This window comes from Eubacterium ramulus ATCC 29099 (assembly GCF_000469345.1).
GTDB classification, from domain to species: Bacteria; Bacillota; Clostridia; order Lachnospirales; family Lachnospiraceae; genus Eubacterium_I; species Eubacterium_I ramulus.
Map to the genome: position 1 here is coordinate 20484 of NZ_KI271109.1, position 22630 is coordinate 43113.

Annotated in this window: 23 protein-coding genes; 21 read left to right on the forward strand and 2 right to left on the reverse strand. The window is 43.2% G+C overall.

Translation table 11 applies throughout. The annotated features are described in order from the left end of the window. Positions 1–135: 135 nt before the first annotated feature. From HMPREF0373_RS05740 to holA, 10 genes are all read left to right on the forward strand, one after another. Positions 136–573: a DMT family transporter gene (locus HMPREF0373_RS05740; RefSeq protein ID WP_022035645.1), complete on the forward strand. Its 438-nt coding sequence runs from the start codon at positions 136–138 to the stop codon at positions 571–573. Positions 574–730: 157 nt separating this feature from the next. Continuing rightward, a complete protein-coding gene (locus HMPREF0373_RS05745) occupies positions 731–1408 on the forward strand; it encodes a helix-hairpin-helix domain-containing protein (protein ID WP_021738700.1) in 678 nt (225 codons plus the stop codon). Between the two features lie 9 nt (positions 1409–1417). Then, complete coding sequence (locus HMPREF0373_RS05750; RefSeq protein ID WP_021738701.1) at positions 1418–2116, forward strand: response regulator transcription factor; 699 nt, start codon at positions 1418–1420, stop codon at positions 2114–2116. Next, complete coding sequence (locus tag HMPREF0373_RS05755; RefSeq protein WP_021738702.1) at positions 2116–3543, forward strand: sensor histidine kinase; 1428 nt, start codon at positions 2116–2118, stop codon at positions 3541–3543. The genes HMPREF0373_RS05750 and HMPREF0373_RS05755 overlap by 1 nt, the downstream gene beginning before the upstream one ends. 79 nt (positions 3544–3622) lie before the next feature. After that, positions 3623–4612 (forward strand): GerMN domain-containing protein, encoded by a 990-nt coding sequence (locus tag HMPREF0373_RS05760; protein ID WP_021738703.1) that lies wholly within the window; start codon positions 3623–3625, stop codon positions 4610–4612. Continuing rightward, positions 4596–7013: a DNA internalization-related competence protein ComEC/Rec2 gene (locus HMPREF0373_RS05765; RefSeq protein WP_021738704.1), complete on the forward strand. Its 2418-nt coding sequence runs from the start codon at positions 4596–4598 to the stop codon at positions 7011–7013. Before HMPREF0373_RS05760 ends, HMPREF0373_RS05765 begins: the two co-directional genes overlap by 17 nt. A gap of 72 nt (positions 7014–7085) precedes the next feature. Further along, a complete protein-coding gene (locus tag HMPREF0373_RS05770; protein WP_021738705.1) occupies positions 7086–8372 on the forward strand; it encodes an L-aspartate oxidase in 1287 nt (428 codons plus the stop codon). Next, entirely contained in the window at positions 8365–9222 is an 858-nt protein-coding gene (nadC, locus tag HMPREF0373_RS05775; protein ID WP_021738706.1) for a carboxylating nicotinate-nucleotide diphosphorylase, read from the forward strand. Before HMPREF0373_RS05770 ends, nadC begins: the two co-directional genes overlap by 8 nt. Before the next feature lie 113 nt (positions 9223–9335). Next, positions 9336–10253, forward strand: a complete 918-nt coding sequence (gene nadA, locus HMPREF0373_RS05780; RefSeq protein ID WP_021738707.1) for a quinolinate synthase NadA — start codon at positions 9336–9338, stop codon at positions 10251–10253. Between the two features lie 141 nt (positions 10254–10394). Continuing rightward, positions 10395–11372 carry a DNA polymerase III subunit delta gene (holA, locus tag HMPREF0373_RS05785; protein ID WP_021738708.1) on the forward strand — a complete coding sequence of 326 codons (978 nt, stop codon included), beginning with the start codon at positions 10395–10397 and terminating at the stop codon, positions 11370–11372. 167 nt (positions 11373–11539) lie between these two features. On the opposite strand, the gene HMPREF0373_RS05790 is transcribed toward holA, so the two are convergent. After that, the gene (locus HMPREF0373_RS05790) at positions 11540–13279 is read right to left on the reverse strand and encodes an Rqc2 family fibronectin-binding protein (protein ID WP_021738710.1); all 1740 of its coding nucleotides are present in this window, start codon (positions 13277–13279) and stop codon (positions 11540–11542) included. Positions 13280–13565: 286 nt separating this feature from the next. On the opposite strand from HMPREF0373_RS05790, the gene HMPREF0373_RS05795 reads away from it, so the two are divergent. The 10 genes from HMPREF0373_RS05795 to HMPREF0373_RS05840 all read left to right on the forward strand — a co-directional run bounded on the left by HMPREF0373_RS05795 (position 13566) and on the right by HMPREF0373_RS05840 (position 20990). After that, positions 13566–14963: an MATE family efflux transporter gene (locus HMPREF0373_RS05795; RefSeq protein ID WP_021738711.1), complete on the forward strand. Its 1398-nt coding sequence runs from the start codon at positions 13566–13568 to the stop codon at positions 14961–14963. Between the two features lie 141 nt (positions 14964–15104). Continuing rightward, positions 15105–15983 (forward strand): YicC/YloC family endoribonuclease, encoded by an 879-nt coding sequence (locus tag HMPREF0373_RS05800; RefSeq protein WP_021738712.1) that lies wholly within the window; start codon positions 15105–15107, stop codon positions 15981–15983. A 40-nt stretch (positions 15984–16023) separates the two neighbouring features. Then, complete coding sequence (locus HMPREF0373_RS05805; RefSeq protein WP_022036089.1) at positions 16024–16269, forward strand: DUF370 domain-containing protein; 246 nt, start codon at positions 16024–16026, stop codon at positions 16267–16269. A 15-nt stretch (positions 16270–16284) separates the two neighbouring features. Next, positions 16285–16929: a guanylate kinase gene (gmk, locus tag HMPREF0373_RS05810; RefSeq protein ID WP_373927709.1), complete on the forward strand. Its 645-nt coding sequence runs from the start codon at positions 16285–16287 to the stop codon at positions 16927–16929. After that, positions 16926–17186, forward strand: a complete 261-nt coding sequence (gene rpoZ / locus HMPREF0373_RS05815; RefSeq protein ID WP_021738715.1) for a DNA-directed RNA polymerase subunit omega — start codon at positions 16926–16928, stop codon at positions 17184–17186. Before gmk ends, rpoZ begins: the two co-directional genes overlap by 4 nt. Before the next feature lie 112 nt (positions 17187–17298). Further along, on the forward strand, positions 17299–18621 hold the full coding sequence (gene rimO, locus HMPREF0373_RS05820; RefSeq protein ID WP_021738716.1) for a 30S ribosomal protein S12 methylthiotransferase RimO: 1323 nt from the start codon (positions 17299–17301) through the stop codon (positions 18619–18621). 28 nt (positions 18622–18649) lie between these two features. Beyond that, complete coding sequence (gene pgsA, locus HMPREF0373_RS05825) at positions 18650–19213, forward strand: CDP-diacylglycerol--glycerol-3-phosphate 3-phosphatidyltransferase (RefSeq protein ID WP_021738717.1); 564 nt, start codon at positions 18650–18652, stop codon at positions 19211–19213. 48 nt (positions 19214–19261) lie between these two features. Next, positions 19262–19813 carry a 16S rRNA (guanine(966)-N(2))-methyltransferase RsmD gene (gene rsmD / locus HMPREF0373_RS05830; RefSeq protein ID WP_021738718.1) on the forward strand — a complete coding sequence of 184 codons (552 nt, stop codon included), beginning with the start codon at positions 19262–19264 and terminating at the stop codon, positions 19811–19813. Between the two features lie 39 nt (positions 19814–19852). Next, positions 19853–20338: a pantetheine-phosphate adenylyltransferase gene (coaD, locus tag HMPREF0373_RS05835; RefSeq protein ID WP_021738719.1), complete on the forward strand. Its 486-nt coding sequence runs from the start codon at positions 19853–19855 to the stop codon at positions 20336–20338. A 13-nt stretch (positions 20339–20351) separates the two neighbouring features. Continuing rightward, a complete protein-coding gene (locus tag HMPREF0373_RS05840; protein WP_021738720.1) occupies positions 20352–20990 on the forward strand; it encodes a hypothetical protein in 639 nt (212 codons plus the stop codon). Here HMPREF0373_RS05840 and HMPREF0373_RS05845 read toward each other — a convergent pair. Then, positions 20953–21891 (reverse strand): sporulation integral membrane protein YlbJ, encoded by a 939-nt coding sequence (locus HMPREF0373_RS05845; RefSeq protein ID WP_021738721.1) that lies wholly within the window; start codon positions 21889–21891, stop codon positions 20953–20955. The genes HMPREF0373_RS05840 and HMPREF0373_RS05845 overlap by 38 nt on opposite strands. A gap of 51 nt (positions 21892–21942) precedes the next feature. On the opposite strand from HMPREF0373_RS05845, the gene HMPREF0373_RS05850 reads away from it, so the two are divergent. Then, positions 21943–22623 (forward strand): M23 family metallopeptidase, encoded by a 681-nt coding sequence (locus tag HMPREF0373_RS05850; protein ID WP_021738722.1) that lies wholly within the window; start codon positions 21943–21945, stop codon positions 22621–22623. The last annotated feature ends 7 nt before the right edge of the window (positions 22624–22630 follow it).

The following is a 22630-nucleotide window of genomic DNA, read 5'->3' on the forward strand; positions in this document are numbered from 1 at the left end:
AAGAAATCTTTTGTGGCATTCTGATATATACATGCATAATTTGCAGTATGAAGAAAAAATAGGGTTGTTATTTTTCCTATCCTGCTGTTTACAAAAAAATTATGCAAATATTCAATGCAAAAAGGAAATGAAATTATGATCGGAATTTTAATTGCAATTTTATCAGGAATACTGATGAGCGTTCAGGGAGTCTTCAACACAGATGTGACAAAGCAGAGTAGTCTCTGGGTGGCAAATAGCTGGGTACAGTTTACGGCACTGGCTGTCTGTCTGGTTGCCTGGGGCATCACGGATCGCAGTTCATTTGCTGCGCTCTGGAAAGTTCAACCCAAATATGTATTAATCGGAGGTATCATAGGTGCTTTTATTACCCTGACGGTAGTTAAAAGCATGCATACGCTCGGGCCTGCACAGGCGGTTCTTTTTATTGTTATCGCACAGATGATCAGTGCCTATGTCATTGAGCTGTTCGGTTTGTTTGGGACAGAAAAAGCAGACTGGTCTGTGCAGAAACTGATTGGAATGGCAGTGGCTGTCGCTGGGGTAATCCTTTTTCAATGGGAGCGAACGTGAATTTTTCTAAAATCTACTATGAAAAAGTTGAAAAACTGCTGGTTCTGTACAATCAGTGTGCAAAATAAAAACAGGACTTGTAATATTTGCGATATTTGATAAAATTGTTACAGGTATTTGAGAAATCCTTTGCTTTTCAGAGTAAAGGAGATTTTATATGAGACAATTGTTGGTTGTATGCTCTGTGATATTGCTGTTGGGAACATTTTCCGGCTGCCGGACAGATCCGCAGGATATTCTGTTGGGAACGGAAGAATCAGTAACCGAAGAAGTATCCGGTGAGATTCCTGTTTTAAAATCTGAGTCGGAGAATGTAAAACAGGAAGAATCAGAAGAAAATGCATCTTCGGAAATAAAGGATTCTGAATATCCGGAAGCAGACGACACCGGAAAGACGGTGTTTGTCTATGTCTGCGGAGCTGTCTGCCAGCCCGGAGTTTATGAACTTTCAGCACAGAGCCGTGCATACGAAGCAGTTGCCATGGCGGGTGGCCTGCTGGAAAATGCCCGGTCTGATGCTGTCAATCTGGCTGAACTGCTGACGGATGGTCAGAAACTGCATATCCCCTATGTAGGAGAGGATGCTGTGGCAGAAGCATCCGGACAGACGACAGCGACAGATAGTAAGGAAGCGACAGACGCAACCGTTAATATCAATACGGCGACAGTTGACATGCTGATGACTCTGAAAGGGATTGGACAGACCCGGGCAGAAGATATCATTGCGTACAGAGAAAAACATGGTTCCTTTCAAAATAAAGAAGATATCATGAATGTAGATGGTATCAAACAGGGAACCTATGACAAAATAAAAGATAACATAAGTGTTCAATGAGGTGACGAAATGGCGAAAAAAGTGCTGGTGGTAGATGATGAAAAATTAATCGTAAAAGGAATCCGGTTCAGTCTGGAACAGGACGGTATGGAAGTGGATTGTGCGTATGACGGAGAAGAAGCTCTGGAAATGGCACATAATAAACAATATGATATTATTTTACTGGATATTATGCTTCCAAAACTAGATGGATTTCAGGTATGCCAGCAGATTCGTGAATTTTCCAATGTTCCCATCGTCATGCTGACGGCAAAAGGCGATGATATGGACAAAATCCTGGGCCTGGAGTATGGTGCCGACGATTACATAACAAAACCATTCAACATTCTGGAGGTAAAGGCCCGGATCAAAGCGATCATGCGCCGGACTTCCCGCAAGGAAATGGAGAAAAATCCAAATGTGATCGTGGATGGTGATGTACGTCTGGACTGTGAGAGCAGACGATTGTTTATCCAGGGACGTGAGATCAAGCTGACCGCAAAGGAATTTGACCTGATGGAATTGATGGTAAAGACACCGGAAAAAGTTTACAGCAGGGAACGTCTGCTTAACCTTGTCTGGGGATATGAGTACCCGGGAGATTTCCGCACGGTGGATGTACATGTGCGTCGTCTGCGTGAAAAAGTAGAAGCAAACCCAAGTGAGCCGAAGTATGTTCACACAAAATGGGGGGTAGGTTACTATTATCATTCTGACAAGCAGAGGTAATGGAATTGAAAGCAATGATCGCATATTTGAAAAGTCTGAAATTTCGCATTTTTCTATTAATTATTTTGTTCGGAATCGCTCCGACATTTTTACTGCGTACAGGTATTCTGTCGGTCTATGAAAAACGGGCCGTCAATACCCGTACCGTAGATATTACCAGTCAGGCAAAGCTGCTTGCCAGCCAGATTGTGGCAAATAACTATCTGCAGGATACTTCTTCCAAAAATATCACAACACAATTAGATCAGCTGTCAACTATTTATGATGGTCGTGTGATGCTTATTGACAGTTCTTTTACCATAGTAAAAGACACTTATGCACTGGACGAGCAGAAAACAATTCTTTCAGAAGAAGTCATGCAGGCATACAATGGCGAGACTGTGCAGAAATATGATGCAGATAACCATTACATTGAGATGACGTTTCCCATGCATGATGAATCCGGGAAAAATGTGATCGGTGTAATGTTGGTCAGTGTCTCCACCGACAGTATTGCTGCCACCCTTGCCATTTTGAAACAATATGCCCTGATGATCCAGTTTCTGGTCGCAGTCATTGTTGTCATCGCCGGATTTGCAGTTTCTACTGCTTTTGTGCGTCCGTTCCGTCGTCTGACAAAGTCCATAAAAGATGTACAGGACGGCTATGAAGCCGATTTTATCAGTGTTAATTCATATTCTGAAACGGAGACGATGTCTGCAGCCTGTGACGAGATGCTGCGACGTCTGCAGACATTGGATGAGAGTCGCCAGGAGTTTGTATCTAACGTGTCCCACGAATTGAAGACACCATTGACTTCCATGAAAGTCCTTGCAGACTCCCTGATGGGACAGGAGGATATTCCGGTAGAACTTTATCGGGAATTTATGACAGATATTGGTGCAGAGATTGACCGTGAGAATAAAATCATCAATGATCTGCTTTCGTTGGTAAAAATGGATAAATCTGCCGGAAATATCAATATTACAAGCGTTCAGATCAATGAACTGCTGGAGCGGATCATGAAACGTCTGCGTCCGATCGCACAGAAACAGAACGTGGAACTTGTTATGGAGAGTTTCCGGCCGGTAGTGGCGGAAGTAGATGAAGTCAAACTCACCCTTGCCCTGACCAATCTGATTGAAAATGCAATCAAATATAACAATCCGGATGGATGGGTGCATGTTTCACTGAATGCAGATCATCAGAACTTTTTTGTAACGGTGGAGGATAATGGCATCGGAATTCCAAAAGAAGCACAGAACAGGATTTTTGAACGATTTTACCGTGTGGACAAATCACATTCCAGGGAAATCGGCGGAACCGGTCTTGGTCTTGCTATTGCAAGGAATGCCATCATCATGCACCGCGGTGCCATCAAAGTACACAGTATGGAAGGTGAGGGAACCACGTTTACCGTACGGATTCCTTTGACTTACATCAGTTGATACCACAGACACATATTTTACGGAACAAAGAACCGACAGAAAGTGTTCTTTGTTCTGCCCGTCATGAAAGGCATTAAAAATGAAACGATTAAACATAACAGCTATTCTGTTTTTGGTATTTCTGTTTCTGTTTTCCGGCATTGCCGCAGGTTGTGGAAAATACAAATCGGAAAATACCGGATATGCGCTGTTTTATCTGAATAAACAGCGAGAGAAAATTGTGAGCAAACCTTATGATCCTGAATCTACGGATACGGATGCACTGATCAAGGAATATATCGCCCGTATGTCTGAGGACAGTGATGATGTAGAATATCAGAAGATTTTTCCGGATAATGTAAAAATTGCACGATATGAATATACCGATCACCAGCTGTATTTGTATTTTAATAAGGCATATGGTGATATTCCGGCACCGGAAGAAGTGCTCTGTCGTGGGGCAGTGGTGCATAATATGATGCAGATCCATGATATCGATGGTGTATCGATCTATGTGGATAATCTTCCGCTGACTGATGCAAATGGAGTAGAAGTCGGCATTTTGACTAATGATTCCTTTGTGGAAAATCCGGGAGAGCAGATTAACAATATCCAGGAAGCAAATCTGACATTGTATTTTGCGTCTGCTACCGGAGACGGACTGGTAAGGGAAACTCAGCATGTATATTATTCCGGCAATACGTCCATTGAAAAATTGATCATGGAACGGCTGCTGGATGGTCCGAAATCATCCAATGCCCGTTCTGCTATCCCGGATACAACACAGCTGGTCAGTGTCTCTGTTATGAATGGAGCCTGCCTGGTCAATCTGGATGATGGATTTCTGACCCAGAATTTTGAAATCAAAGAAGATGTGATCATCTATTCCATCGTAGATTCTCTGACGGAACTTGATACCATTAATACAGTACAGATCGCCGTAAATGGCAAGACAGATATTACCTACCGGGATAAAATGTCCCTCGGTGAATATTATAAGAAAAATCTGGATCTTGTCATTGAGGATGGAGACGACGTAGAGGTTGTGCAGAAACAGGAGAAGGAGGGATTGCTTGATACTGGAGAATAAGCATCATATCTGCCTGTTAGCAGCCGCATTGACCGCCGGAATTCTGTTGGCCGGAGAACATCCTTCGGTACAGCATGTTTTTCCGGCGGTTCTGTTATTATTTGCCTGTGCAGCAGGGGTGTACAAAAAGCATCCCTCACGTGAACAAATTGTCATGCTGTTTTTAGTGACAGGTTTTTGTCTGCTGGGAGCCGGTATCACCCGGCAGCATCTGACATCCTATACCGGACGTCAGAAAATCATTTCGTCCACTGCACAGGTTACACTTTGCGGAACTGTAACCGGCAAAGAAATCAAATCTGATTCTTATCTATATCATCTGAAACAAACCTATCTGAATACAGATCAGACACCCGTGTTTCTCGGGCATATTATTTTTTTGAATGAAACGGATGTAATTCCAATTGGTGCCAAAATCAAGATTACCGGCAAGGTACAATGCTTTTCTCCTGCACGTAATGATGGCAATTTTGATTTTGCTGACTATTACCAACAGCAAAATATCCTCTGCCGCCTCAGAGTAGAAAACGGAGAGGATGCGATACAAATAAAAAAAATCCCTGCTCTGTTATGCCGTGAACAGTTATATCGTCTGCAAAAACATATCGTTCAAATTTACACGGAACAGATGAATCAACGGGATGCGGGTATTTTATGTACTCTGGCAGCCGGGACAAAGTCTTTGCTGGATCCGGAAATCAAACAGCAATATCAGGAGGCCGGGATATCCCATCTGTTGTCTGTCTCCGGTCTGCATATCTCGATTCTCGGTTTCAGCGTCTATCGATTTTTACGATTCCTACGCAGATCTTATCCCTGTTCAGCTGCAGTCAGTACATTTTGCATCCTTTGCTTTTCTTATATGAGCGGTTTTGGGATTCCTGCGCAAAGAGCGATTGTCATGTATCTGTGCATGATGGGGGCACAGATTTTCGGACGGACTTATGATGGAGCCCATGGACTTGCACTGGCAGCAATTCTTCTGCTGATCACCAACCCATTGACACTGTACCAGACAGGTTTTCTTTTTTCTTTTACGGCAATGCTGGCCATTGTTCAGTACAGCAGATTGTTTCCGGAACAAGAAGATGAAAAACGTACAGACCATGAGGGGAATCGGAAATCTATCAATGCGTGGATAAAAAATAGCCTCAGAAACCGGCTGACAGATTTGAAAAAAAATTTACGCTTTAGTCTGTGGTTGCAGCTATGGCTTCTGCCAATGACTGCCTGGTTCTATTACGAAGTACCTCTTTATGCCATGTTTCTGAATCTGCTGATTCTCCCTTTCAGCAGCTGGCTGTTGGGAGGAGGCCTTATAGCTGCATTGATCTATGTATGGATGCCGGGAATCGCCGGCTGGATACTGGTGACATGTCATGCAATTTTAAATCTGTATGATGCCGGGATGCGTATCCTTCGCCTGTTTCCGGGGAATCTGCTGCTCACCGGTCAGCCGGAACCATTCTGGATCATCACCTATTATATCGTGCTGGCGTTTTTTTGTCTGTGGAAACTGTATCGGAAACTGTTTGCCCATAATAAAAATATGCGTTGGCTGTCCCTGAAAGGACTTCCTTATGGCATTCTTGGCATCTTTCTGGCAGCAACCCTTCTGGTGCATCCGGCAGAAACGCCGGGTATCTTTCTGCTTGATGTCGGACAGGGAGATGGCATCTTTCTGACAGATGGACATGGTGGTCATATATGGATCGATGGTGGAAGCAGTTCAGAAGCCGCAGTGGGAACTTACCGTATGCTGCCATTCCTGAAATATCACCGTGTAAATGCTGTGGATGTATGGATTGTTACCCATCCGGATGCGGATCACATTTCCGGACTTGAGGAACTGCTGGAGCAGGGTTATCCGGTACATCGGTTGTTACTTGCAAAAGCGTTGTCAGAAGATTCTTCTTGCCAGAAACTGGCGGAACTGGCAAAGAAACAAGGAACCAGTGTTTCTTATGTAGACACAGGAGATACATTGCATCTAGAAGAAATGACATTGCAGTGCCTGTATCCGGATGCCGATGAGACAGCTGCTGATTGCAACGGTCTCTCACAGGTATGGGAATTGAGAAGTCATGCATTTTCGATGCTGTTTACCGGAGACCTTGGGGAAGAACAGGAAAAACTATTATTAAAGCGACAACGTCTGCATCCGGTCACAGCATTGAAAGTGGCGCACCATGGTTCCCGTTTCTCCAGCTGTGAGGAGTTTCTGAATTACATCCATCCAAAAGCAGCTTTTATTTCCAGCAGTGCTCATAACCGTTATCATCATCCTTCCCAAGAGGCATTGGAACGCCTGGAAAAGGAAGGCTGCGATATTTATTGTACAAAAGACTGCGGACAGATTTCGATTCTGTACCGGAAAGGTCAGTGGCAGATCAGACAATAGAAAAACAGCTGTCTTGACAGGTGTAAACTATGATAGTATAATGGCGGAAGCATTAAAAAGAGGAAAAATACTATGAAAGAATATTATGACGTCATTATCGTAGGTACCGGCGCAGCCGGTTTATACTGTGCTTTAAATCTTCCGGAACGGAAACGAATATTATTAATTACAAAACAGGAGGCAGATCAATCGGATTCCTTCCTGGCGCAGGGTGGTATCTGCATGCTTCGAGGGGAAGATGATTATCAGAACTATTTTGAGGACACCATGCGTGCCGGACATTATGAAAACAATGCCCGTGCCGTAGATCTGATGATCCGCAGTTCCAACAGTATCATTCGTGATCTGGTGGAGAGAAAGGTGGATTTTACCAGAGATGAGACTGGTAATCTGATGTTTACCAGAGAGGCTGCCCACTCACAGCCGCGTATTCTGTTCCATGAAGATATTACCGGAAAACAGATCACCCAGACTTTGCTTAATGAAGTAAAAACAAAAGAAAATATTGAAATCTGTGAATATATGACCATGGTGGATCTGATTGAAAAAGACAATGTCTGCGGTGGTATCATCATCATGGATACGGAAAACAATGTATATCCTGTGTATGCAGAACATGTGGTTCTGGCCTGTGGCGGACTCGGCGGATTATATCAGAATTCCACAAATTTTCCGCACATTTCCGGTGATGCACTTGGAATTGCTCTGAAACATCAGATTCAGCTGGAACATATGGATTACATACAGATTCATCCGACTACACTGTATTCCCAAAAACCGGGACGAAGATTTCTTGTATCTGAATCAGTCCGTGGAGAAGGTGCGCTGTTGTTGGATAAAAACGGACAGCGTTTCACAGATGAACTGCAGCCGAGAGACAAAGTCAGTCAGGCAATTTTTGCTCAGATGGAAAAAGAAGGTTCCGACTGTGTCTGGGAGGATATGCGTCCTCTTGGCAAAGATGTGATTTTAAGTCACTTCCCGAATATTTATCAGCAATGTCTGGAGGAAGGATATGATCCTTGTAAGGAGCCGGTTCCGGTCGTTCCAGCACAGCATTATTTTATGGGCGGTATCAAAGTGGATCTTGGAAGCCGTACTTCCATGAAGAGACTGTATGCCTGTGGTGAGACAAGCTGTAACGGAGTCCATGGAAAAAACCGTCTGGCAAGTAATTCACTGTTGGAATCACTGGTATTTGCCAGAAGAGCAGCAGATGATATTCTGTTTGGCACAAAAACAGAATTCCAGTGTACACAGGTGGATATACGACAGTATGAGGATCGGGAGCAGATTCTGTCAGAATATCATGCCGCAGTACGAAATGAAATAGAGAGGGTAAAGAACAGCCATGAATGATATAACGATGAAACTGCAGGCGGACAATCTGATCCGCCTTGCATTACAGGAAGATATTACCAGTGAAGATGTATCCACCAATGCCGTTATGCCGACGGTGCAGATGGGCGAAGTGGAGCTGATCGCAAAAGAGGACGGCGTAATCGCAGGACTTGATGTGTATGCCAGAGTTTTTGAACTACTGGATGAGAAAACGGTGGTTACCTTTTATTGCAAAGATGGAGATGTTGTAACATGTGGGCAGCGGATAGCCACTGTACATGGCGATATCCGTGTACTGCTTTCCGGTGAACGTGTAGCATTGAATTATCTACAGCGCATGAGTGGTATTGCAACTTATACGAGACAGGTGGCAGATCTGCTGAAAGGCAGCCATGTGACGCTGTTGGATACACGAAAGACAACACCAAACTGCCGTATTTTTGAAAAATATGCTGTCCGTATCGGTGGTGGATGTAATCACCGTTATAATCTGTCTGACGGTGTGTTGTTAAAGGATAATCACATCGGAGCAGCAGGCAGCATCACAAAAGCAGTTCAAATGGCAAAAGCATATGCACCTTTTGTCCGCAAGATTGAGATTGAAGTAGAGACACTGGAACAGGTGAAAGAAGCAGTGGATGCCGGTGCAGACATCATTATGTTGGATAATATGACTCCGGATATGATGAAAGAAGCGGTACAGCTCATTGACGGTCGTGCCCAGACAGAGTGTTCCGGCAATATCACCAAGGAGAATATTGCAAAAATCTGTGAGATCGGTGTTGATTTTGTATCCAGCGGTGCACTGACTCATTCTGCACCAATTCTGGATATTTCCATGAAAAATCTTCATCCGGTGGAAGCGTAAACAAATGATACCTTTCCGTCTGACATTTACATACAATATTAGATTACAGTGTAAAATGTGCAGCGTACCGTGAGTTTGAGAAGATTTGCAAAAAAAGAAAGTGAGAAAATAAAATGACAATAGCAGAAATTCAGCAGGAGATCATGCGAATGAAAAAGGAACAGGATGTCTGTATTCTGGCACATGCATACCAGAGTCAGGATATTCTGGAAGTTGCTGATTATATGGGAGATTCTTATGGTCTCAGTGTGCAGGCTTCCAAAAGCAGGTGCAAAAATGTGATTATGTGCGGTGTCCGTTTTATGGCGGAAACATGCAAAGTATTAAGCCCGCAGAAACGTGTATGGCTGGCAAATCCGATTGCCGGATGTCCGATGGCAGAACAGCTGGATCTGGAGTTTCTGCGCGCATTAAAACAGAAATACCCGGATCATGCAGTGGTTGCCTATATCAATACAACATCTGAATTAAAGACTGAGTGTGATGTATGTGTCACTTCATCCTCAGCTGTGGAAATCTGTAAAAAGCTTGATGCAGATAAAATCCTTTTTGTCCCGGATCCAAACCTGGGTCATTATGTGGCAGAACAGATTCCGGAGAAAGAATTTGCCTTTTATACCGGAGGATGTCCACGCCATATGATCGTAACACCGGAACATGTCAGAAAAGCAAAAGAGCTTCACCCGAACGCATTGCTTCTGGTGCATCCGGAGTGTCGTCAGGAAGTGGTCGCCCAGGCAGATTATGTTGGTTCTACTACTGGTATCATGAACTATGCAAAAAATTCCGAGTGCAAAGAATTTATTATCGGAACAGAGAACAGTATCGTAGAGCATTTACAGTTTGACTGCCCGGATAAGCAGTTTTATCCACTGACGGTGCAGCTTACCTGCATGAATATGAAAATCACTACGCTGATGGACATTTATAATTGCCTGAAAGGCTGTGGTGGTGAAGAGATTGCATTGCCGGCGGATATCATGGAAGGTGCCGGAAGATGTATTCACCGTATGGTGGAACTTGGTGGCTGATGTACAACGGCACATTTGTAAAAAGCCCGATGGGGCATTTTACAAATGATGTGTATAAATTGTAACACATGCATACATATGGCGGGAGAGTTTTTCTTTCCCGCCTTGTGTTTTTTGGGGATTCATATTATACTTTGAGATATGAAAACATTACAGGAAGATTTAAAAACAGGAAATTTTAAACATTGTTATTTATTATACGGCGAAGAGCCATATCTGGTACAGCAGTATAAAACACGCTTGAAAAATGCGTTATCCGTGGAAGGTGACACCATGAATACTTCGGTATTTTCCGGAAAAGATATTCGCCCGGAGGCGCTGATCGATCTGGCCGAAACATTGCCATTTTTTGCAGAACGCCGTGTCATTCTGGTGGAAAACAGCGGATTTTTCAAAAAAAGCACGGAAGAACTGGCTGCATACATGGCAGAACTCCCGGAAACATCCTATTTTATTTTCGCAGAAGAAGATGTGGACAAGCGTGGAAAGATGTATAAGCAGATCAAAAAACACGGCAGCGTGGTAGAATTCAAGCGTCAGACGGATGCTGTGCTGATGCAATGGATCCTTGGAACATTAAAAAAAGAAAACAAAAAAATCACGCGTTCCGTTATGGAATTGTTTTTGAGTAAAACAGGAAACGATATGGAACTGATCACACAGGAACTGGAAAAGTTGCTTTGTTATACGATGGAGAAAGACATCATCGAAGCGGAAGATGTGGAGGCTATCTGTGCAAATCAGATCAGTGGAAAAATATTTGACATGGTGGAAGCTATTGGACGCAAAGAATCAAAACGGGCACTGGATCTGTATTATGATCTGCTGATGCTGAAGGAACCTGCCATGCGTATTTTATTTCTGGTCACCAGACATTTTCAGATTCTGATGCAGCTGAGCGATATGATGGGAGGTGGTTTTGACTACAAATCCATGGCATCAAAAGTCGGTGTGCCGGAATTTGCCGTTCGTAAATATGCCGGACAGGCGAGAGCCTTTGAAGGGAAACGGCTGGAACAGATTGTACGGGAGTGTGTACAGACGGAGGAAAATATCAAAACCGGGCAGATGGCAGATCAGCTTGCCGTGGAGCTGCTGATCATTTCCAGTATGGGGTGACGGCGGTTGCTGTTAAAAAAATAACGCTGGCAAGAAAGGTGTGGCAATGGGAGAGGGATTCTATAAATATAATTAATAAATTTCCATATAACCAAAACAGAAATACCGGAAAAGAGCAGCATAATTGTTCTTTCCGGTATTTTCCTTATTTTTTATTAATTTAAAAATTATTCCGAAACCAGCTCCAACCCAGTAATATCCGGCTGAATGGTGAGCGAATAGTTTGTATAATATACCACAAATCCCGGTTTCGCTTTGTTGGGTTTTTTTACGTTCTTTTTCTGTAGATAGTCGATCTCTACTTTTTCATTGCCACGGCCCTTGGAATAAAAAGCTGCCAGACGGCCGGCTTCTTCAAAGGTACGATCCGGCATTTCTCCGGTTTTTGTCTTCACAAGTACATGGGACCCCGGCATCCCTTTTGCATGGAACCACCAGTCGTTGCCCTCTGCAAATTTGAAGGTCAGTTCATCGTTCTGGAAGTTATTTTTTCCAACATAAATGTCAAATCCGTCGGTAGAACGGTAGTGATATGGTCTGCTCTTGCCCTGGGTTTTCTTCTTGGAATATTTGTGTTTGATATAACCACTCTCCATCATTTCTTCCTTGATCTGCTGCAGATCAGCTTCTGTCTCTGCAATATCGAGAGCCGTAGCAATGGAATCCAGGTGATCGATTTCAAGCTGTGTGTCCTCGATCAGATCAGTGAGTGCTTCATAGGTACGTTTCAATTTTGCATACCGGTCAAAATATTTTTTCGCATTATCCAACGGTGAGATTGTTGCATCCAGAGGGATATGGATTGTTTCATTTGTATAATAATTCAATGCGTCAAATCCCTTGCATCCTTCCTCTAACTGATAACCGTAGGTATGGATCAGTTCGCCGTACACTTTATATTTTTCGCGTTTATCAGTGTCTTTTAACTGCTTTTTCTGCAGATCATATTTTTTGCGGTTTCGTTCTAATAGTGTATTGATCACATGACGCAGATCTGCGGATTTCTGACGCATACGGGTGTAAAGACTGCGCTGCGCATAATAGTTTTCCAGTACTTCTGAGATAGAATCATAAGGTAGGATTGTATCCGAAGCGTAGGAAGTCAGCGGGATTGCCGCATACTCAATTGGTTCATCCTGATGCATAATGATGTTCGGGTAAAAACGACCTTCCCGGATATCTGACATGGCAGCCAGAAAAACTTCTGTCAGTTTCTGTTGTTCGGATTCTGTCAGTGAAGCGCATGGAGCATCACCGTCCACATTTGCCCGATAGCAGAATTCATTGGCTGCCAGCGGACTGATACCGGTATAAGAAGTATAGATTGCTTTGGAAGCACTGCATGGTTTCTGCAAGGCATGTTCCATAAAATGCTCCCCATTTTCTTTCAGAGGATTCATTTTATCCTGCTGAGCAGGTATAAAATAGGTACGTCCCGGAAGTACCTCTCGAACAGAACTTACCTGTGCGGAAATATGTTTGATACTGTCAAGTATCATGTCATTTTCATCACAGAAAATGATGTTGCTGTGTTTTCCCATCAGCTCAATGATCAGTTTCTTGTGTCTGAGATCCCCAAGATCATCCAAATGTTCAATTTCGAATACAAGAATACGCTCCATATCAGGCTGCGTGATTGAAGTAATCCGTCCATTAGCCACATGCTTTCGAAGCAGCATACAGAAATTTGGTGCTGTCATCGGGCTTGGTTTATTTGTTCCGGTAATATATACCAGCGGCAAAGATGCACTGGCAGACAAAAGCAGACGTTTCTGACCGTTTGGACCTTTCAGAGTAAGAAGCAGCTCATCCTTCTCAGGCTGTGCGATCTTGCTCAAACGTGCATTTGTAAAATTTTCCTGTAATTCTTTTGCCAGACTGGCAACTACGATTCCATCAAGAGCCATAAAACTCCTCCTAACTATCTTAACGCTCTGAATCACATTTTCTGATAATTTATAAGCTTTTATAATTTTGCTGCAATGGTTTAAAAGTTCCCATAAAGAGTATGTGATTCACTAATGAAAGAATGTTAGCATGATTTTCGTAAAAAAGCAAATTTAAACTGGAAAAAACAGTAACGGTGTGTTATTATATTGGATGTTTGACCATAAGAAATTTGTGCGTGGGATTTTAGATATAATTGCACGGATAAGTTGAGAAACATAACGGATAACAGAAGGGAGTTTTCGTATGCAGACAGAACAACAGAATCCACTTGCTACACAAAAGGTAAGTTCTTTGATTCTCAAATTTACCATTCCGGCGATCATCAGTATGATGGTAAGTTCTTTATACAATATCGTAGATCAGATTTTTATCGGACAGGGTGTTGGTATGCTGGGAAATGCTGCGACAAATATTGCATTTCCGGTAAATATCATCTGTACTGCTGTTGCACTTTTACTGGGAATCGGCAGTGCATCAAATTTTAATCTGAAGTCGGGAGCCGGACAGACGGAAGTTGCAAAAAACTATGCCGGAAATGGCCTGACCATGCTGGTGGTATGTGGTGTGATCATCACAGCAGTAACACTTGGTTTCCTGACACCATTAATGCATATTTTCGGTGCGACCGAGGAAGTGCTTCCTTATGCCATTGATTATACCGGGATTACAGCCATCGGTGTACCGTTTCTAATACTGACTACCGGCGGCTGTCATCTGGTGCGTGCGGACCGGAGTCCTTCTTTTTCCATGGCTTGTATGCTGACCGGTGCGATCATCAATACGATTCTGGATCCATTGTTTATTTTTGCTTTTCACTGGGGAATTAAAGGTGCTGCCTGGGCAACGGTTCTGGGACAGGTGGTTTCCGGAGTGATGATTCTTATCTATTTCTGGAAATTTTCTAAAATGCAGCTGACCCGTCATCATCTGATGCCGCACATGAAATATCTCGGTGAGATCACAGCCCTTGGCATGGCTTCCGGTATCAATCAGGTTGCCATGGCAATCATTCAGATTACTATGAATAATATCCTGCGAAAATACGGAGCTGTTTCTGATTATGGAGCAGACATTCCGATTGCCTGTGCAGGAATTATTTCCAAGGTAAATATGATCTTTATGTCTATCGGAATCGGTATTTCCCAGGGATGTCAGCCGATTTTCGGCTTCAATTACGGAGCGGAAAAATTTGACCGGGTGCGGGAAACATACAAAAAAGCTGCCTGGGCAGCTATTATTTCCGGTATTGTATTTTTTGCCTGCTTCCAGATATTTCCACGCCAGATCATTGCTCTGTTTGGTGGTGGAAATGAAGCATATTACCGGTTTGCGGAACGGTATTTCCGTATATTTATGTTTATGACATTTATCAATGGCATTCAGCCAATGTCCTCCGGATTCTTTACATCTATCGGAAAGGCAAAACTTGGTATGATCGTGTCCCTGACCCGGCAGATTTTGTTTTTACTGCCACTGATCCTGATTCTTCCTGTATTTATGGGAATTGATGGTGTTATGTATGCCGGACCGATCGCAGACCTGGCTGCTGCTGTCATTACCATCTGGTTTGTATTTCGACAGTTTCAGGATATGAAACAAAAGGAATCCGAATCAGGTTCACACCTTTCACGTGCATTGTAAATTTCCACATTTCAAACGGAATGTTTCCTGATAGAAACGGAAATGTTTGACTTCCGTGAAAAAACATTTTATAATAAATTGATTATGCAGAACAGAAAATGTCTGTATAAATAGAATACGAGATAAAGCAGGTGCAGACACATGATAAAAAGTATGACAGGATTTGGACGGTGTGAACTTTCCAATGAAAAGCGAAAGATCACCGTGGAATTGAAATCCGTAAACCACAGATACCTTGACATCAATATCCGCATGCCCAAAAAGCTGAATTTTTTTGAGGCAGCTATCCGTTCTTTGCTAAAAGAATATATGCAGCGTGGAAAAGTGGATGTTTTTATCAGTTACGAAGATTTTTCCGAACAGACGATGGCGGTAAAATATAATTCCGCGATTGCAAAGGAATATTTGTCATATCTGCAACAGATGGCAGAAGAATTCCAGTTGGAGAACGATATTAAAGTCAGCACATTGTCACGTTATCCGGAGATTCTGACGATGGAAGAGCAGGCACCGGATGAAGATGAACTCTGGTCTATGCTTGCCCAGGCAATCCGCGAAGCATGCACCCAGTTTACCGTTGCCCGTACCTCGGAAGGTGAACATTTAAAGGCAGATCTGGTTGAAAAGTTACATCACATGGCATCCAATGTAGAGAAGGTGGAGCAGCGTGCACCGCAGATTTTGACAGAATATCGCGCAAAATTGCAGGAAAAAGTGCAGGAACTGCTGGGTGATACCCAGATTGATGAAGCGCGTCTGTCCACGGAGATTATTTTGTTTGCAGACAAAATCTGTACCGACGAAGAAACAGTCCGGTTAAAGAGCCATATCACATCCATGCTTCAGGCACTGGAAGGAGACGAAGGAATCGGACGAAAACTTGACTTTATCGCTCAGGAAATGAACCGTGAAGCAAATACAATCCTGTCCAAATCCAATGACCTTGAGACATCCGGTATTGCCATTGAATTAAAGACAGAGATTGAAAAAGTACGGGAACAGATTCAGAATATTGAGTAGCGGTTGCATGCAGCTATACAAATGGAAAGAAGGAGCTATTATGGCAGGATTGATCAATATCGGTTTTGGAAACGTAGTAAATACAAATAAGATTGTAACGATCATTAATCCGGACTCAGCTCCGGCAAAGCGAATTGTACAGCGGGCAAAAGATTCCGAACGGATTGTGGATGCCACACAGGGACGAAGGACAAAAAGTATTATCCTGACGGACAGTGAACATGTTATCTTATCTGCACTTCAGCCGGAAACACTGGCGGGCAGATTTCAAAATAAGGAAATGTAGTAAAGAGGAGATTGAATCATGGCAGATTCAGGATTATTAATTGTAATATCCGGATTTTCGGGTTCCGGAAAAGGGACGATCATGAAAGAACTGATCCGTCGTTACCCGGAAAAATATGCATTGTCAATATCAGCTACCACGCGTCAGCCGCGGGAAGGTGAGCAGGATGGCCGGGAATATTTCTTCAAGACAAAAGAAGAATTTCTTTCTATGATTGAGCACAATGAACTTCTGGAGCATGCACAGTATGTTGGAAACTATTATGGAACACCAAAGGCATATGTACAGCAACAGCTTCAGGCACACAAGCATGTAATTCTGGAAATCGAGATTCAGGGTGCGTTAAAGATCAAAGAACAGTTTCCACAGACCCTGTTGTTATTTGTGACGCCGCCATCTGCTGAAATTTTAAAAGAACGTCTTACCGGACGCGGAACAGAGACAGAAGAAGTTATCCACTCCCGTCTGTCACGGGCTGTGGAAGAAGCTGACGGCTGTGAAGTATATGATTACCTGGTTGTAAACGATGAACTGGACGAAGCCGTAGAAAACGTTCATGAGATTATCTGCAGCGAGCAACAGCGGATGCGGCACAATCTTGACAGCATCGAAACAATAAAAAATGATTTAAAACAGTTTGTGAAAGGAGATTTATCATGATACATCCATCTTATAATGAATTAATGAAAGTCGTAAATAACAATGCAGAGTATGGTGAGGAGCCGGTAGTAAACAGCCGTTATTCCATCGTTATCGCATCTGCAAAACGTGCACGCCAGATCATCGGTGGTGCAGAGCCGTTGGTTCCAAATGCTGCCGGCAAAAAACCTTTATCTATCGCTGTAGAGGAGTTATATACAGGAAATGTAAAGATCCTCGGTGAAGATGATGACGTGGAAGAGGAAGGCGATCGCTAATTCTGCCTTTTTACATGCTGCCTTTTTTACAAGGCAGCATTGTTGTTTCTGCAGATCCCATGGTCGAAAATACCAGGGATATTTTTAAAATAACGATAAATGGAGGAACCAAATGAAAGTATTATTTATTTCACTTGGCTGTGATAAAAACCTTGTCGATTCCGAATTTATGCTTGGAAAATTAACACATCACAAATTCACGGTAACGGACGATGAGCAGGAGGCAGACATCATCGTGATCAATACCTGCTGTTTTATCCATGATGCAAAAGAAGAAAGTATCCAGTCCATTCTGGATATGGCACAGTACCGCACCGGTGGAAACTGTAAAGCATTGATTGTTTGCGGTTGCCTGGCAGAACGTTACCGGGATGAGATTCTGAAAGAGATTCCGGAAGTAGATGCTGTGCTGGGAACCAATTCTACCGAACAGATCTGCGATGCCATCGAGAAAGTACTGCTTGGTGATAAATATGAGGCATATGAGCCACTGACCGGCATTGAGACACATGAAGCAAAACGCAGCGTGTCCACCGGTGGACATTATGCACATTTAAAAATCGCAGAAGGCTGCAGCAAACACTGTACTTACTGCATTATTCCGTCCATCCGTGGAGATTTCCGTTCTGTACCGATGGAAGAGATCCTGAGTCAGGCACAGGATCTGGCAGAAGCCGGAGTCAAAGAACTGATTCTGGTCGCACAGGAGACGACACTGTATGGTATTGATCTGTATGGTAAAAAATCTCTGCACATTCTGCTGAATGAACTGAATAAAATTCCCGGAATTTACTGGATCCGTCTGATGTATTGTTATCCGGAAGAAATTTATGATGAATTGATCGAAGCGATTCGAGACAATGAAAAAGTATGTCACTATATTGACATGCCGATCCAGCATATCAATTCCGATATTTTACGCCGCATGGGCCGTAAGACAAACCGCGAGATGCTGGAAGGAAAAATCGCCGCCCTGCGTGCCGCTATTCCGGATATCGCGATCCGGACGACGTTGATCTGTGGTTTTCCGGGTGAAATGCCAGAACAGCACGAAGAGCTTATGGAGTTTTTGAATGAAACGGAATTTGACCGTCTGGGTGCATTTACTTATTCTCCGGAGGAAAATACACCCGCAGCAACTTTCGACCATCAGGTAGAAGAGTCTGTCAAAGAAGACTGGCAGGCAGATGTTATGGAGCTGCAGGAGGAAATTATTCTGGATAAAAATGAGAGCATGATTGGGAAAGAAATTCTTGTTATGATCGAAGGAAAAGTGGCAGATGAAAATGCTTATGTAGGACGAAGCTACCGTGATGCTCCGGATATCGACGGTCTTGTTTTTGTAAACACAGATACGGAACTGGTAAGCGGTGATTTTGTCAAAGTCCGTATTACCGGTGCCTATGAATATGATCTCATCGGAGAACTGATGTAAAACATCTGATACGAGATAGGAGGAACTTATGAATTTACCTAATAAACTTACGATTTTTCGTGTGATTTTAATTCCATTTTTTGTATTTTTTCTGTTAACGGATGTACTTGGTGCAAACGGTGATTACTTGGCGCTTGTGATTTTTATCGTAGCCAGCCTGACTGATATGCTGGATGGAAAAATTGCCAGAAAGTATAATCTGGTCACAAACTTTGGAAAATTTATGGATCCGCTGGCAGATAAGCTGTTGGTATGTTCCGCTATGATCTGTCTGGTAGACTTAAAATTGCTGCCGGCATGGATCGTGATCATTATCATTGCCCGTGAATTTATCATCAGTGGATTCCGTCTCATTGCAGCAGAGCATCAGATTGTTATCGCTGCAAGTATGTGGGGCAAATTTAAGACTACATTCCAGATGGCAATGATTATTTTACTGATTCTGAACATGAACGCTGATGTGTATGTGGCAGGCGTTGGAATCATTCATGTACTGGCTCTGATTGCAACTTATGTGGCATTGGTACTGACCATTGTATCACTCCTTGATTACCTGTATAAAAACAAAGCAGTTTTAAAAGAGCAGGATTGATCAGATGCAGGACACAGCTTTTCATTTATTATCATTAGGAGGCCCACTATGAGGATTATAGCAGGAACGGCCCGCAGTATGCCTTTAAAGACGATTGAAGGCAAAGATACGCGGCCAACAACCGATCGAATTAAAGAGACTTTATTTAATATTTTACAGATGGATGTGCCGGGGGCTGTATTTCTGGATCTGTTTGCCGGAAGCGGCGGCATCGGTCTGGAAGCAGTCAGCCGTGGTGCAAAAAAAGCAGTATTTGTTGAAAACAGCAAGAAAGCAGCGGCATGTATCCAGGAAAACATCCGTTTTACCAAATTTACATCCAGCTGTGATTTGAAGTGTATGGATGCATTATCCGCACTGCGTATGCTGGAGCGCCGATATGTATTTGATATCATTTTTATGGATCCGCCTTACGGGCTTGGACTGGAATATGAGGTGTTGGAACATCTGAAAACTTCCTCCATTCTGACAGAGGATACTCTCATTATTGTGGAAGAATCTCTGGATACCGATCCATATGAAATGGAAAAATATGGCTTTCAGGTTACACGTGTGAAAGAGTATAAATCCAATCAGCACGTGTTCTTGAAAAGAATTTAGTAAAGGGGTATGCGATCACAGGAATCGCTGACACACAAAATGAAAAAAGCAATCTATCCCGGCAGTTTTGATCCGATGACGCTGGGGCATCTTGATATTATTGAGCGCTCATCTAGAATTGTGGATGAACTGAATGTTGCAGTTTTAAAGAATAATGCGAAAAATCCGTTGTTTTCTGCGGACGAACGTGTTAGTATGATAAAAGAATTTACGTCACATCTTCCGAATGTTACCGTGACTGCATATGATGGACTTCTGGCAGATTATGCAGATCAGATCGGAGCAAATATTATTGTGCGTGGGTTACGTGCGGTGACAGATTTTGAGTATGAGTTACAGATTGCACAGACCAATCATGCCGTCAATCCCAAGATTGATACTATTTTTCTTACCACAAGTCTTCAGTACGCATATTTAAGCTCTACGATTACAAAGGAAGTAGCATCCTACGGCGGCGATATATCAAAATTTGTGCCGAAGGAGCTGGTAGACAGAGTGTACAGCAAATTTAACATAAAGCGATAAAGGAGAGATTTAAATGACAAGCCGTATTGAACAGATCATTTCTGAAATTGAGGAATATATTGACGGTTGTAAATTTCAGCCACTGTCAAATTCCAAAATTATTGTAAATAAAGAAGAACTTGAGGAACTGCTGACAGAGCTGCGCATGAAAACGCCGGATGAGATCAAACGCTATCAGAAGATCATCAGCAACAAGGATGCTATTCTGGCAGATGCACAGGCAAAAGCAGAAGAGATCCTTGCTCAGGCACAGATTCAAACCAATGAACTTGTCAGTGAACATCAGATTATGCAGCAGGCATACGCACAGGCAAACGAAGTAGTATCCATTGCAACTAACCAGGCGCAGGAGATTCTTGATAAGGCAACAGAGGATGCTGACAGCATCCGTACTGCAGCCATCGAATATACAGATAACCTGTTAGGTAATCTGGAAAACATTGTGGTTCATGCCATCGATACAAACAAGGCAAAATACGAGGGATTATTGTCTTCTCTCCAAAATTGCTATGATATCGTAAAAGCAAACCGGAACGAACTGACTCCGGAAGAGGAAGCACCAGCTGAAGCGGCCGAGGAAGTTTCCACAGATGCTGCACAAGAAGAATTCGATGTTATTGGTGGTTCAGATAACAAACCAGAGCAGCTGTAAAAAGTGTTGCCAGCATGGCATTTAATAATTTAAAGATTACATAGGTGCGTATGCTGCTCTGTAGTTTTGCCAGCATGGATGCTGTCTGGCAGATGCCGCTGATACCGCCAAAAGAAACCATTGCCATGGCAGACAGATACTTGATTTCTGCCGGCCATTCTGTGCCGGAGACAGTATAGATTCCATTCGTAATTTCCAGCAGCCCGATAACGCAACCTGACAGTGCGGTTCCGGGAAGCGGAAGATGACCTGCGAAATCCGCTGCAATGGAAAACAACATAATATATCCGGCGAGTTTTATCATTGTCGTAAAACCGTTCATAATGCCGTCATCAATGATTTTTAAAGTTATTTCAGATCTGGATGCCGGCATTTTTTCTGAGTTTTTTTCCGGCGGATTTTCTGGTGCCCTCCAAAGCATAAACCAACCAAGAAGCAATGGCGTGCCATAACATATAGCAAGGAACATCCAGTCCGGCATTACACCTTCCGGTAATGCTGCCAACACATAATTTACGACAAACGCAGGCCCGAAATTATTACTGATACAGCTGACCCTCACAGCTTCGTTTTTGCTGATTTTTCCGAGATCGTACAGATCCGCACATAATTTGCTGCCAAGAGGAAAACCAAACAGATATCCGGCGATCAACGGATAAAACAAGGGAGGACGAAGTGGATAGATGCCTTTTAGAAACGGGCTGATCCGTTCCAATATCGCATCATACATACCGGTACGAAGGATGATTCCTGACAAGATACCAAAGGGCAGCAACGTCGGCAATACCGAATGATACCACAGATATAAGCCGTTTGCGGCAGATTTTGCCAGCAGATCCGGACAGATGATACCATAGCCGATACAGATTGTAATACATAGAATAAATAGTTTATTTTTCATAGTACAGTTTATTTTTCATATCTTAAAGTAATTCCTGACTGGAGAAAAAGAATGAAAAGGAGACAAAATTCTTCTATTACTGCAAAAAGAAAGGTATTCCGAATCCGATTGATCGCACTTCTGCTGCTGGTAGTCTGGAACAGCCTGCTTGCAAACCGACTGCGAACGGTCCGGCAGATAACGACAAAAAAAGTACTGGATAAACAGATTCTGTCGGAACTGCAGTATTTTCCACTGGCATTTCAAAATGAGCATAGAGAAACTACATGGAAAGCGGGAGCGGTCATCTGCAATTATGAAGATTCCTGGCAATCTGCCCGCACTTTCGGCGGAGCCCGCAAGCATGAGGGCACGGATTTGATGACCATCCGGAATGAGCGTGGCATTTATCCGATAGTCAGTATGACCGATGGCACACTGGAGCAGATGGGATGGTTGAAGCTTGGAGGCTGGCGTATCGGCATTCGCAGTGCGTCCGGCACATATTATTACTACGCACATCTGGAATCCTATGCGCCGGATCTGGAAGATGGTATGGCGGTGCATGCCGGGCAGCTTCTTGGATTTGCAGGAGATTCCGGATATGGAACAGAAGGCACAACCGGGCAGTTTGCCGTGCATCTGCACGTAGGCATTTATATCCACCACAATACGGATAAAGAGGAAGCCATCAATCCTTATCCATATTTGAAGCAGTTGGAGCAGCATCGCATTTATGCTGATTATCCGTAAACAACTT